A 14,186-nucleotide genomic window follows, 5' to 3' on the forward strand; every position below is an offset into this window, starting at 1 on the left:
GTTCAGCACAATTGAATCGCCTAATCCCTGCCAGGTTTTATTAAGTCATCACAAGTGCAGTAAAAACAATGGTCGAAATCCACGGTAGTTGTTATACATTCACTTCATTTTTAGTGATCGATCGTAGAGCGAAATGAGCTGGCAACCACGTGTTTCGCTTAAGGGTGTTGAAAGAAATGAAATAAAAAAGCCGCTTTCGTTAGCGGATTTTTTCATTCATCGTAGGAAAGGACGGCATGTGCCAGTACCTTTGCGGCGACGGGCATTGCTTTTCGTTAATATCAAATTTCGGATGATGATGTGGATATACATCCTGGCTGTTTTCTGGCATGGCTCCTGTGTAGAAAAAGGTACCAGGGACATGCTGAAGGTAATAAGCAAAATCTTCTCCGCCCATTTGTGTTTCCGCTTCTTTTACTTCTGTGACACCCTCAGTCTGTTTCGCTATTTCAGCGATGTATTCAGTTGGTTTAGGGTGGTTTTGGACAGCTGGATATCCTCGGATATATTCATATGTGTAGGAAGCATCATGCATGTGGCAAACCCCTTTCACCACCTGTTCAATTTCACGTTCAATGATATGTCTTGCACTTTCTTCAAAGGATCGTGCAGTACCGGTTAACACAGCTGAATCGGCAATAACATTAAAGGCATTTTCAGCTACAAAACCTCCAACTGATACAACAGCAGAATCAATTGGATTGACTTTACGGGCGACGACTTGCTGCAAGCTTGCAACAATTTGTGAACCGATGAGTACGGCATCTTTCGTTAGGTGAGGCTGGGCGCCGTGTCCGCCTTTTCCTTGGATCTGAATAGAGAAACGGTCTGCGGCGGCCATGAAGTTCCCGCTTTTATAAAGAACCGTGCCACAAGGCTCTGACGACCAAAGGTGAGTGCCAAATATGACATCAACTCCGTTTAAACAGCCGTCTTCAATCATCGGCTTTGCACCGCCTGGGGCATATTCTTCAGCATGCTGATGAATGAAGACAATTTTTCCTTTTAATTGATCCCGATGCGCATGTAAAATTTTCGCTAATACAAGAAGCGTCGCTGTATGCCCATCGTGACCGCATGCGTGCATCACACCAGGCTTTGTCGAACGATAAGTCACCTCCTTTTCATCCTCAATGGGAAGCGCATCAAAGTCAGCTCTGAGGGCAATGGTTGGCCCCGGTGCAGCACTTTCAATAAAGGCGAGGACACCATGACCACCTACTTGAGTGTGTGTCGGTATATGTAATGTGTCATAGTAGTTTGAGATAAAAGCGGCGGTTTCTTCTTCCTGAAAAGAAAGTTCTGGATTCATATGGAGATGGCGTCTAATTTCAACCATTTCCTCATAATGTTCATCAAGACGTTCATTGATGCTTTTTAAAGTGGATATTGTCATTGAACCGAAAACCTCCTTCATGCTCTTTTATTGATTGTATGGTAATTGTTAGAATCTTTCAACAGAAGAGGACTTCCGTTCAACATAAAAGGTCATTTTACATAAAAGTCGAAGGTTGGAAACTCTGGAAAAGGGGGGGACGTGGCGTTGGGAAGCTGTCCAAGTTGTTCAAAAGCATTTTCTTTCGTCGAAAAGTTTCATTTATCTCATACGAAAATGATGATGTGTCCAAGCTGTCAGCACCAAATCAAGGAAACGTTTGTCTCAAAGATGAGCTTTTTCATGCTCTGCTTTATTCCGCTGTTGGTGATGCTTCTTCAGTTGAAAGGCGCTTCACCTATGTTGAAGTGGCCGATCTTATTAGGGTGGATATTGCTGAATTTCTATGTGTTTCAGCCTATTATTCATCGGTACGAGCTAAAATGAAGACGGTTAAAAGAAGAGAGCCCAGCTAATGGGCTTTTTTCATGAAAAAAGAAGTGCTGCAAGCAACACTTCCTTAATTGTCTGTGGCAGCATGGTAGGATGTCAGATAGGCAGGACGAGAGAAGATAGAGCCTGTATCTTCGTGTGGCTGAAAGAATGCCTCTGATGCTTGAAAGTCTTGAAATAACTCCTCTGATTTCCAAATCGTCAAAATGAGATAGACCTCTTCATCTTTTTGGGGTCTTAGGACACGAAGTGACTGAAAGCCACGCTGATGTTCTGAAATGTTTGTTTTTTTCTGGAATGTGGATTCAAAAAGGGGTCTGCTTTCAAGCTTTACGGGGATATGATTTAAGGTGACGAAGCCAGATTGGACGAGCTCGCCTTTCGCGTAAATCACATCATATGCATGAGGAGCTTTAAAGACAGTATCGCCCTCTGTTTCATGACACAGAGCAGCTTGTTCTTTCCCAACCATATACAGCAGATTTTCCTGTTGATGTTTTTTTGCGATTTTGTGCAAAAAGTCTGCTGTTCCATATGTTATATAGACATTCATCTAAACCGCCTCCTGCTTGATAGTATAACAAAAGAATGATATATAATTCTTTGGTAGTCAATCCATAAAACATATTATGAAGCAATACATCCCATACTAATCGTATAAAGGAATGAGGTGCCCTAATTTGAAAAAAAAGAAGATAATCATTCCATTAGTCATTGTAGGAAGTACACTTGTACTCTCATTTATTGGCTATCTGACCATTTTATTTTTAGGACATTATGTCATAGATGAGAAGAAGCTTGTTTTTCATGCTTCCTCAAAAATCATTGATCAGAATGGAAAAGAACTCACAAGTATGTATTCAGAAAATCGAGATCCTGTGTCATTGAAGGAGGTACCTGATAAAGTAGCAAAGGCGTTTGTTGCTGTAGAAGACAAGCGTTTTTACGAGCACCATGGTATTGATGCACAATCTATTTCAAGGGCGGTTTATCGAGATATATTAGCTGGAGGAAAGGTAGAGGGCGGTAGCACGATTACCCAGCAACTCGCAAAAAACATTTTTCTTACAAACGATAAAACCTTTCTTCGAAAAACAAAAGAAGTCATTATTGCTATTAATTTAGAAAGAGATTATTCAAAAGATAAATTGCTTGAGATGTATTTGAATCAGCTTTACTTCGGCCATGGGGTCTATGGTATTCAGGCAGCGTCCAATTATTATTTTAATAAAGATGTCAAAGATTTAACTGTTAGCGAGGGTGCTACACTTGCCGCTATGCCAAAGGCACCTTCTACTTACTCGCCTGTTTTGCACCCTGATAAAAATAAACAAAGGCGAGATACGATACTGAATTTAATGAATGAGCAAGGCTATTTGTCGTCAACAGAGACGATTGAAGCGAAAGGCCGAACACTAGGTCTCCATTTAAAAAAGAAATCAGAAACGCCGTGGATGGACAGTTATGTAGATCTCATCATTAAAGAAGCAGAATCAGAGTATGCCATTTCACATGAGCAGTTACTCCAAGGCGGCTATACGATTACTGTACCGATCGATATGAACTTGCAAAAAGTCGCCTATGATGCGATGAAAAACAACCGTTATTTCCCGGGAAAAAGCGGTTCACCGGAAAGTAGCGCCGTGTTTATTGACAACGCGTCTGGAGGAGTAAAAGCAGCCATTGGAGGACGAGATTATCAGGCAAGAGGCTATAACAGGGTAACGGCTTTGAGACAGCCTGGGTCTGTTTTTAAGCCGATTGCTGTTTATGGTCCGGCGTTGCAGGAAAAAAAGTTTAGACCTTATTCACTGCTTGAAGACAAAGAAAAAAACTATGATGGCTATTTACCAAAGAATTACGATGGACAGTATGAAGGTCAAGTCACGATGGTGGATGCCCTGATGAAAAGTAAAAATACAGCTGCTGTATGGACGTTAAGTCAGCTTGGCATTGACACTTCAAAATCATATCTTGAAAAAATGGGGATTGATATTTCGGATAAAGGACTTGCCATGGCACTTGGCGGCTTAGAAAATGGAGTCTCTCCTTTGCAGATCGCTGGAGCCTTTCATACATTTGCAAATGAAGGTGTCTATAAAAAGCCCTTCTTCATTGAGAAAATCACCAATGGTGAAGGGGAAACCGTTAAGAAGAATCGGAACAAACAAGAGCGAGTGTTTAGTGTGCAAAACGCTTGGTATATGACGAGAATGCTACAGCAAGTCGTCAAAGGCGGGACAGCTCAGAGCGGTTCATATGCTGGAGATCTTGCGGGCAAAACAGGAACGACAACCTATTCAGGTGTGAAAGGTGCAACGAAAGATGCTTGGTTTGCTGGTTATACTCCTAGTACAACGGGTGCGATTTGGATGGGGTATGACAAAACCGATAACAGTCACTATTTAACTGGCGGCAGTCATTATCCAGTCCAGATGTTTAAAGATATTTTAACGATAGCCCAAATCACGAATGAAACATTTGATAAGCCAGAGGGAATCAAGGAACTTCAATCACCCATCCGTTTAGAAGGGTTGTCAGGATTTGAAGCCCGCTATACATTTAAAATAAAAGAATTGTTTATATTGGAGCTGTCTTGGGATGAGCAAGAGGATCAACGGGTTGAATATCGTATTTATGAAAAGAGAAACGGAAGTGAGACCTTGATTGACTCGGTCACAGGCACAAACAGTTACACAATGCCGTATGCCAATGTGTTTTCAGATGTGCAGTATAAGGTCGTCCCATACAATACCCAGACAAAAGAAGAAGGCGAAGGCAGTTCTTATGTCAAGCCAGAGGCTTTTGGACGTTAATATTCGGCGATTTTTTGAACATTGAGCCGCTTTAGTGTACCGTGCCTTGAAAAAACGGTATAGTGAAAGCATTGTTTGAGCCTTATACAAAGAGAGTGTGAGGCGAAAGGTGGAATGAAAGGTAATGGGAAAAACGAAGGCTTTTAATGACACGTTCTTAAAGGCGTGCAAAGGGGAAAAAACAGACCATGTGCCTGTTTGGTACATGAGACAGGCAGGACGCTCGCAGCCAGAATATCGTGCCCTTAAAGAAAAATACGGGCTATTTGAAATCACGCATCAGCCAGAGCTGTGTGCTTATGTAACAAGACTTCCAGTAGAACAATATGGTGTAGATGCCGCTATTTTATATAAAGATATTATGACCCCACTCCCGTCTATTGGAGTGGACGTTGAAATTAAAAATGGTATTGGACCTGTGATTGATTCACACATTCGGACAAAAACAGATATAGAACGTCTCGGGGAGCTTCATCCTGAAGAAGATTTGCCATATGTCCTTGAGACAATCAAGCTTTTAACGAAGGAGCAGCTGAATGTTCCGCTCATAGGTTTTGCCGGTGCACCATTTACGATGGCAAGCTATATGATTGAGGGTGGTCCATCTAAAAATTATCATAAAACGAAGGCACTCATGTACAGTGATCCAGAGACATGGATGCGGTTAATGAACAAATTAACTGATATGACCATCACGTACATTCGGGCACAGGTGAAAGCAGGAGTTAGTGCATTTCAAATCTTCGACTCTTGGGTTGGGACTTTAAATGCAGCAGACTATCGAACATTTATTAAGCCGGTCATACAGCGTATTTTCACAGAGCTTAAATCTGAAAATGTGCCCATGATCATGTACGGAGTTGGCGCGAGTCATTTAGCGAAAGATTGGCATGACCTGCCGCTTGATGTCGTTGGACTTGATTGGCGCATGAGTGTAGACGAAGCGAGAAAAGAAGGTTTAACGAAAACGTTACAAGGAAACCTTGATCCAACCATCTTACTTTCCCCTTGGGAAGTAATTGAAGAAAGAGTAAAAGACATCTTGAATCAAGGGATGAAATCAGATCACTTTATCTTTAACTTAGGTCATGGAGTATTTCCTGATGTTTCACCAGAAACGTTAAAGAAGCTAACGGATTTTATCCACGACTATTCTGCTAAACAGAAAAAACTATCCATCTAAACTATTTCAAATGATCTGAAGGAGTGTTGGTTGTGGAGAAAAAGAAAATGGGACTTCTTGTCATGGCCTATGGCACCCCATATAAAGAAGAAGACATTGACCGTTACTATACACATATTCGTAGAGGCAGAAAGCCAGAGCCAGAGATGCTGCAAGATTTAAAGGATCGTTACAAGGCAATCGGCGGTATTTCACCTTTATCAAAAATTACAGAACAGCAGGCAAATGGCTTGTGTGATCATTTGAATAACATCCAAGAAGACATTGAATTTCATGTCTATATTGGGTTAAAACATATTGAGCCATTTATTGAGGATGCGGTTGCTAAGATGCACCAAGATGGTATTACAGAAGCTGTGAGTATTGTTCTTGCGCCGCACTTCTCCACATTTAGTGTGAAATCTTATAACAAACGTGCGCAAGATGAGGCAGATAAGCTTGGCAATCTGAAGATCACTTCTGTTGAAAGCTGGTATGATGAGCCGAAGTTTGTGGATTACTGGGTGAAGCAAGTGAAAGATACGTATGCATCCATGAGTCAAGAAGAAAGAGAATCGGCAGTGCTGATTGTCTCTGCACATAGCCTTCCTGAAAAAATTATTGCGGCAGGAGACCCATACCCTGATCAGCTCACGCAATCTGCAAAGATGATTGCAGAGGGAGCGGAAATTGAACATTATGAAATTGGCTGGCAAAGTGAAGGGAATACGCCTGATCCATGGCTTGGGCCAGACGTGCAAGACTTAACGCGAGATCTATTTGAACAAAAAGGCTATAAAACGTTCGTATATGTGCCTGTTGGGTTTGTAGCTGATCATCTTGAAGTGTTATATGACAACGATTTTGAATGTAAAGTCGTGACAGATGAAATAGGTGCAGTCTACTATCGTCCAGAAATGCCTAATGCGAAGCCAGCATTTATTGATGCGCTCGCCACAGTCGTTTTAAAGAAGCTTGACGAAAACAAGTAATCATATAAAAAGAAGGCGATCCTATGCATGACAATCAAAAACACCTTGTCATCATTGGCGGTGGCATCACTGGTTTGGCCGCCGCCTTCTATTTGGAAAAAGAAGCCGAGGAAAAAGGCCTTCCTATCCGAATATCTCTTATTGAAGCGAGTCCAAGGCTAGGTGGAAAAATACAAACTTTATATAAAGATGGCTACATCATTGAACGCGGACCCGATTCATTTTTAGAAAGGAAGGTCAGCGGACAGCAGCTAGCAAAAGATGTCGGTCTGTCCGATCAGCTTGTCAATAATGAAACAGGACAAGCGTATGTATTAGTCAATGAAACACTCCATCCGATGCCAAAGGGTGCTGTCATGGGAATTCCAACTCAAATCAGTCCTTTCATTACAACTGGTCTTTTTTCAGTTGCAGGAAAAGCAAGAGCGGCGATGGATTTCGTTTTGCCAAAAAGCAAGCAGACAGAAGATCAGTCGCTTGGTGAATTTTTTAGGAGACGTGTGGGCGATGAAGTGGTCGATAATTTAATCGAACCTCTACTATCAGGCATTTACGCAGGTGACATAGATCGTCTTAGCTTAATGTCCACATTCCCCCAATTTTATCAAACGGAACAAAAGCATCGCAGTTTGATTCTAGGGATGAAAAAGTCACAGCAGCATGCGAAAGCGCAGCAAGTGACAGCGAAAAAGCAAGGACAGTTTCAAACGATCAATCAAGGGCTGCAAGCGCTTGTTGAAGCGGTAGAAAGCAAGCTCAAGCTGACGACAATTTATAAAGGAACAAAAGTCACACAGATCGAAAAAACAGATGGAGGCTATGGCATTCAATTAGACAGCGGTCAAACGCTTTTTGCAGATTCAGCCATTGTCACTACTCCCCATCAATCGTTCTATTCCATGTTTCCAAAAGAAGCAGGGCTTGGGTACTTGCATGACATGACATCGACCTCTGTTGCAACGGTTGCACTCGGTTTTAAAGAAGAGGATGTTCATAATGAATATGATGGCACAGGGTTTGTCATCTCAAGAAACAGTGATTTCTCCATTACAGCCTGTACGTGGACGAACAAAAAATGGCCGCATACAGCACCTAAAGGAAAAACGGTATTGCGTGCGTATGTAGGAAAAGCTGGTGACGAATCGATTGTCGAGCAGTCAGATAGTCAAATCGTCAGCATCGTGCTGGAAGATTTGAAGAAAATAATGGATATTAAAGCAGATCCAGAACTGACGACAGTGACTCGCTGGAAGACGAGCATGCCGCAATATTACGTCGGTCATCAAAAACAGATTTCGAACATGCGTGAAAGGTTTAAGCAATCATATCCTGGTATTTATATCACAGGTGCTGCTTTTGAAGGTGTTGGTATCCCTGATTGTATTGATCAAGGAAAAGCCGCCATCAAAGAGGCTGTATCTTATCTATTCTCCTAAATATCAACTCCCTTTGTGTCATAGAAAGGGAGTTTTTTATGTTCGGTAAGTTTAGAAAAGAGATGTGAATAAATAAAAGTGAACAAAGTAGTTGCATCTGAGGAAAGGGATGTGGTATATTACATTCTGTACTTAATGACCAAAATGTTCAAATAGTCATTTCAGGAGTGAGATCATGAATGTTGATAGGAGACAAATGATTTTAGATGGGGCTACAAAGGCGTTTACTCAATTCGGGTATAAAGCCACGACTATGGATCTTGTCGCGAGGCTTGCCAACGTCGGTAAAGGAACCATTTATACCTTTTTCAAAAACAAAGAAGAGCTGTTTGATGAAATTTTTACATCACTTTTATTGGAGATGAAGAAAATTGCGGACGAGGCAATTGATGAGAAGAATCGTTTCTCTGAAAACCTTCACTTAGCACTCTTTGCAATATTGGAATTTAGAAAAAACCACCAACTTACAATTAAAATCTTTCAGGAAAATGCTGAGATTGGCACGTCAACTGTCAAGGAAATGATTGAAAAGATGGAGCAAATGATTATTCGCTATATTAAAACAAAAGTAAATGAAGCGATTGAAAAAGGCGACATTAAGCCTTGTGATCCTGAATTGACTGCATTTGTGATGGTAAAACTATATATTGCACTTATTTTTGATTGGGAAAAGCGATATGAGCCTTTAACAAAAGAAGAGGTAGCTGAATCTTTGGAGCTTTATGTATTAAAAGGACTTTCTGCAACAACGTAATTTTTTTTGAGTTCAAATGACCAAATTTGAAATTTAGTCAATCATCAATGGGAGGAAAACAGCAATGAATTTAATTCGGAATCAATGGAAAGACATTGTGACGAGCAAAGAACTACTGATCCCGATTTTCGCTGTCTTATTTATTCCGCTGATTTATAGTAGTGTATTTTTAAAGGCTTACTGGGATCCATACGGTACAGTTGATCAATTACCTGTAGCGGTCGTGAACTTGGATGAAGGCAGTCAGTATGAAGGTAAAACACTTCAAGTTGGCGCTGATTTAGTGAAGGAATTAAAGAAAAATGATCATTTTAAATGGCACTTTGTCGATAGTAAAAAAAAGGCCATCAATGGATTAAATAACAAGGCCTATTACCTTGTCGTAGAAATTCCAAAAGATTTCTCTAAAAATGCAAGTACAGTGCTAGACAAACATCCGAAAAAATCGAATTTGAAATATTATACGAATCCAGGCGCAAACTATGCTGCGTCACAAATTGCGAATAATGCCATTATCAAATTAAAAGATTCGGTTTCAAAGGAAGTCACAAAAAATTATGCAGAAGTTATCCTTGATAACTTCAAAACCATTGCAAAAGGATTAGATCAAGCAAGCGATGGTGCGAAGAAAATTGATGACGGAACAAAAAGCGCAAAAGACGGTAGTAAAAAGTTAAAAGACAACATGGCTCAATTGGCAGAAGGAACGTTGACATATAGTGAGGGTGTTCATCAGTTCGCAGGAAAAATGGGGGAACTGAACTCAGGGATTCAATCTCTTGACAGCGGGCTTGTTCAGCTCTTAACGGGTTATCAAACCATTGATCAGAAATTTGGAGAGCTTGGCACAGGAATTGATACATTGACTGCAGGATTAAACACAAGCCTTGAAGGACATCAACAGCTTGCTTCTAAAATGCCACAATTCACAGCAGGCATTGAACAACTCAACAATAAAGCACAATCATTTTCAGAGAAAATTGCAGCAGTAGAGAATGTATTGTCTTCACCAGATTTAGCGAATCTTGAAAAGATGTCGTCAAAGCTAGATCAGGTGAAAAAAAATGCAAAAGCGTTTAATACAAAACTTGCTTCTTTAAAAGAAGCACTGTCTAATCGAGATGAAAAAGTAAAAAGCATAATTCAAAACAGCTCAATGACAGATGAAGAGAAAAAGGCGGCAATGGATCAGCTTGAAAGCCTTCCTAAAATCGAACTGCCTGACCTATCTGGACTTGAGCAAAGCTTAGCAGCCTTACAGGAACTGCCTGACGCAAGTGAAGTTCAATCTGCGGTTGCTTCTGCAAAAGCACAATTACAGCAAATAAAGCAGCTGCCAGAGAAAACAGAACAGCTGTACACATCCACAGTTGCGATACAAAACGCCATTGATCAAATGACAACAGGTACAAATAAATTGTATCAAGGTGCACTCAATCTTCAAACTGGCCAAGGTCAATTACAAGAAGGACTGCAAACAGCAAATGGGAAGCTTGATACAGCGAAAAGTGGTGCAGATAAGCTCGCAAATGGTTCAAGCCAGCTTAGTGCAGCGTTAAATAAGCTAGAAGGTGGTTCAGCGAGTATCCAAAGCAACACATCTAAGCTTGCTGAAGGCTCAAAATTGCTTGATAAAGGATTGGGAGACTTAAAGAGCGGTACAGGAAAACTTTCCGATAAATTGAAAAGTGCCGCAGATGAAACAGGGGAAATTGATGTAGGTCAGGACAATTACAATAAAATTGCCAGCCCAGTCAAAACAGAGAACGATACGGCGAAAAAGATTGATAATTATGGAACTGGGCTCACGCCTTATATTTTATCTATGGGACTCTTTGTAGGGTCTCTCATGCTCACCGTCGTATTCCCGATGAAAGAACCTGCTGGACACCCAAGAAATGCGTTTGAATGGTTTATCAGCAAATATAGTGTGCTTCTACTTGTTGGTATTTTACAAGCAGTGATTGCAAGCTCTATGCTTATCTTTGGACTTGGACTTGAGGTGGAGAGTCTCTGGCGCTTCTATCTCTTTGCAATCATCGTCAGTCTGACCTTCTTAGCAATCATTCAGCTTCTGGCGACAACAATGGGGAACCCAGGACGCTTCATTGCTGTCATTATGTTGGTTCTTCAGCTTGCAGCAAGTGCGGGTACATTCCCGCTTGAGCTTGTACCAAAATTTTTCCAAGTCATTCATAATCTGCTTCCAATGACGTATACAATCAATGGATTTAGAACGATCATTGCAAGCGGTGATTACAGCTATCTATGGCATCAAGCAGCAATCCTTGGAACAGTTGCCATCATCATGATGGCGGCAACCACAGCATACTTTGCTTGGAACGTAAGAAAAGTGAAACAAGACGAAGCTTAAGGAGTAAATCCTTTCTCTTTCAATGAGAAAGGATTTTTTCTATTAGAACATTAGACATCAGAAACCCGAAGCGATATATTTTAAGAAGAGATGCTGAAAAAGGTATACATGGAAGGAATTGCTTTCAGACAAAGGAGGAAATGTCGAATGACAACGGAAGTAAATGAAACGGTTCAACTCATTCAAAAGCTCGTATCAATTCCAAGCCCATCAGGAAATACAGAAAAGATAATCGGTTTTGTTGAATGTTTTTTACAAGATTTGAATATAGAGACAAAGCGAAATCGAAAAGGCGGATTAATTGCCACAATAAAAGGATCGGATGACGGGGAACACCGCATGCTGACCGCGCATGTTGATACACTTGGTGCGATGGTCAAGGAAATTAAGTCAAATGGTCGAATTCGTCTTGCACTAATCGGGGGCTTCCAATATAACTCAATTGAAGGAGAATATTGTGAAATTGAAACAGTATCAGGACGAACATATAAAGGGACAATCCTCATGCATCAAACGTCTGTTCACGTATATGAGGATGCTGGAAAGGCGAAACGAAACCAAGAGAATATGGAGATTCGTCTAGATGAAAAGGTGAAAAATGCAGACGATGTCAAAGCACTTGGAATCCAAGTAGGGGACTTTATCTCGTTTGATCCTAGAGTAGAAGTGTCATCTTCAGGCTTTATTAAATCTAGACATCTTGATGATAAGGCAAGTGTGGCGTTATTGCTGCAATTGATTCACCGCATTCAAACAGAAAACATCACATTGCCACATACGACGCACTTCTTAATTTCTAATAATGAAGAAATCGGATACGGCGGAAACTCGAATATTCCAGAAGAAACGGTGGAGTATTTGGCTGTCGATATGGGAGCCATCGGCGACGGTCAATCAACGGATGAATACAGTGTGTCCATTTGTGTGAAAGATTCAAGTGGGCCTTATCATTACGGTTTACGCAAGCATTTAGCGACATTAGCAGAAGAGAATGAGGTTGATTACCGACTTGATATTTATCCTTTTTATGGCTCAGATGCCTCAGCAGCTATTAGAGCCGGTCACGATATCATTCATGGACTGATCGGTCCTGGTATTGACTCCTCGCATGCTTTTGAAAGAACACATGAAGACTCGCTGATCCATACAGCCAACCTTCTTTATCACTATGTTCAATCAACATTAATTACAGCATAAAAAAAGAACCCAGAACCCCATCTATTGGGGTTCTTTTTGATTAGCTTGAAAGTTGTGTTGGCTCAGGAACATCTTGTGCAGTCATCACACGATGTCCTTTTTCAGGGTCATATTGCCCTTCCCATTTAGACATCACGACAGCTGCAAGTGCATTACCTGTTAAGTTGACAACAGTCCGTGCCATATCCATGATACGGTCAACACCTGCAATAAATGCTAGGCCTTCAGCAGGTACACCGATCGTTCCAAGTGTTGCGAGTAATACGACAAATGAAGTACCAGGAACGGCAGCCATACCTTTTGATGTTACCATCAGCACAAGAACAAGTGTGAGTTGCTGTACGATCGTCAGGTCTATGCCATATACTTGTGCAAGGAAAAGCGCGGCGATGGATTGATATAAGACGGAGCCGTCCAAGTTAAACGTATAGCCGATTGGGATAACGAAAGAAACAATTCCCTTTGGACATCCGATGCGCTCCATTTTATCCATAACTCGTGGTAAAACCGTTTCGGAGCTGGATGTACTAAAAGCAAGAAGCATTTCGTCTTTCATGTAAGCGAGAAATCTGAAAATATTGACGCCAATCATCTTTCCAATAATTCCGAATACAACGATAAGGAAGAGCGCCAGCGCAAAATAAACAAGACCTACGAGCTTACCTAATGAAATTAGAGATTCAAGACCAAATTTTGATACTGTGACACCAATGAGTGCAAAGACACCAAATGGTGCAGCTTTCATTACAACATTAACGACATGGAACATGGCGTGTGATACCCCTTCAAAGAAGGCGAGCACAGGTTTGCCTCTTTCACCGATTGCTGAAACGCCAAGTGCAAATAGAACAGTGAAGAAAATAATTGCAAGCAAATCACCTTCCGCCAGTGATTGGAAGAAGTTCGTCGGAACGATATGAAGGAACGTATCAGCAACTGATTTACTGCTTTGTTCTTTTTCCGTTTCAACATACTGGCTTATATCTTGTTTTTCTGTATGTCCAAAGTCAACGCCCGCTCCTGGGTGAGCGACGTTCGCGAGGACAAGACCGAGGAGGATCGCAAATGTTGTGATAATTTCAAAATAAAGAATGGTTCTAAAACCAAGCTTCCCTACTTTTTTACCATCACCGGCACCTGCAACTCCTAGAATTAAACTAGAAACGACAATCGGGATGACAATCATCTTAATGAGTCTTAAGAAGAAGTCTCCAATTGGCTTTAAATATGTCTCAACACCTGGGTTACCGAAAAAGATTGCACCAACCACGACACCGAGAATGAGACCGATTAGGATTTGAGTAGCTAATCCAAATTTTAATTTTTTCATAGATTTCCTCCCTGACATACTTCATTAAAGGAATATTCCCATCATATTAAGTTTTAATAGATGAATTAAAGTATAACTAAAATTAAAGAAGTCCGTCCACGATTAAATTATATTGAGAAAATACAAAATTATAAGAAAAAATGGATATTTCGACCCCTCTTCCTTCTATAAAGTCAATAAAAAGTGCCTTCAGGCCTAAAATTCATTATATAAAAATACTAAAAAACCCTTTTAGTATCAAGGGTTTTCCCTTTTTACCTATTTTTCAGAAAAAATAAAAAGCACTTTTGACTCCAA

Annotated in this window: 10 protein-coding genes and 1 pseudogene; 8 read left to right on the plus strand and 3 right to left on the minus strand. The window is 40.8% G+C overall.

The genetic code is table 11. The features are described from left to right. Nucleotides 1-212: 212 nt before the first annotated feature. Nucleotides 213-1,396, minus strand: a pseudogene (locus LC033_RS04915) (M20 family metallopeptidase). Between the two features lie 164 nt (nt 1,397-1,560). On the opposite strand from LC033_RS04915, the gene LC033_RS04920 reads away from it, so the two are divergent. Then, entirely contained in the window at nt 1,561-1,851 is a 291-nt protein-coding gene (locus tag LC033_RS04920) for a hypothetical protein (protein ID WP_226567138.1), read from the plus strand. Nucleotides 1,852-1,895: 44 nt separating this feature from the next. Here the strand turns inward: LC033_RS04920 and LC033_RS04925 are convergent, their stop codons facing one another. After that, complete coding sequence (locus LC033_RS04925; protein WP_226567139.1) at nt 1,896-2,381, minus strand: antibiotic biosynthesis monooxygenase family protein; 486 nt, start codon at nt 2,379-2,381, stop codon at nt 1,896-1,898. A 112-nt stretch (nt 2,382-2,493) separates the two neighbouring features. Between LC033_RS04925 and LC033_RS04930 the strand changes: the two genes are divergently transcribed. The 7 genes from LC033_RS04930 (at nt 2,494) to LC033_RS04960 (ending at nt 12,559) form a co-directional block, all read left to right on the plus strand. Further along, on the plus strand, nt 2,494-4,644 hold the full coding sequence (locus LC033_RS04930) for a transglycosylase domain-containing protein (protein ID WP_226567140.1): 2,151 nt from the start codon (nt 2,494-2,496) through the stop codon (nt 4,642-4,644). Between the two features lie 124 nt (nt 4,645-4,768). Beyond that, nucleotides 4,769-5,827 carry a uroporphyrinogen decarboxylase gene (hemE, locus tag LC033_RS04935; protein ID WP_226567141.1) on the plus strand — a complete coding sequence of 353 codons (1,059 nt, stop codon included), beginning with the start codon at nt 4,769-4,771 and terminating at the stop codon, nt 5,825-5,827. A 32-nt stretch (nt 5,828-5,859) separates the two neighbouring features. Beyond that, nucleotides 5,860-6,798 (plus strand): ferrochelatase, encoded by a 939-nt coding sequence (gene hemH, locus LC033_RS04940; RefSeq protein ID WP_226567142.1) that lies wholly within the window; start codon nt 5,860-5,862, stop codon nt 6,796-6,798. Between the two features lie 23 nt (nt 6,799-6,821). Beyond that, a complete protein-coding gene (gene hemY, locus LC033_RS04945) occupies nt 6,822-8,234 on the plus strand; it encodes a protoporphyrinogen oxidase (RefSeq protein ID WP_226567143.1) in 1,413 nt (470 codons plus the stop codon). A gap of 175 nt (nt 8,235-8,409) precedes the next feature. Continuing rightward, the gene (locus tag LC033_RS04950; RefSeq protein WP_226567144.1) at nt 8,410-8,988 is read left to right on the plus strand and encodes a TetR/AcrR family transcriptional regulator; all 579 of its coding nucleotides are present in this window, start codon (nt 8,410-8,412) and stop codon (nt 8,986-8,988) included. A gap of 64 nt (nt 8,989-9,052) precedes the next feature. After that, nucleotides 9,053-11,362: a YhgE/Pip domain-containing protein gene (locus tag LC033_RS04955; protein ID WP_226567145.1), complete on the plus strand. Its 2,310-nt coding sequence runs from the start codon at nt 9,053-9,055 to the stop codon at nt 11,360-11,362. A 147-nt stretch (nt 11,363-11,509) separates the two neighbouring features. Then, nucleotides 11,510-12,559, plus strand: a complete 1,050-nt coding sequence (locus tag LC033_RS04960) for a M42 family metallopeptidase (RefSeq protein ID WP_226567146.1) — start codon at nt 11,510-11,512, stop codon at nt 12,557-12,559. Nucleotides 12,560-12,599: 40 nt separating this feature from the next. Here the strand turns inward: LC033_RS04960 and gltT are convergent, their stop codons facing one another. Continuing rightward, nucleotides 12,600-13,889, minus strand: a complete 1,290-nt coding sequence (gltT, locus tag LC033_RS04965; RefSeq protein ID WP_226567147.1) for a glutamate/proton symporter GltT — start codon at nt 13,887-13,889, stop codon at nt 12,600-12,602. Between the last annotated feature and the right edge of the window lie 297 nt (nt 13,890-14,186).

Origin of the sequence: Bacillus stratosphericus, assembly GCF_020524495.1 — a bacterium.
In the GTDB taxonomy this organism is placed as follows: Bacteria; Bacillota; Bacilli; order Bacillales; family Bacillaceae; genus Bacillus; species Bacillus stratosphericus_B.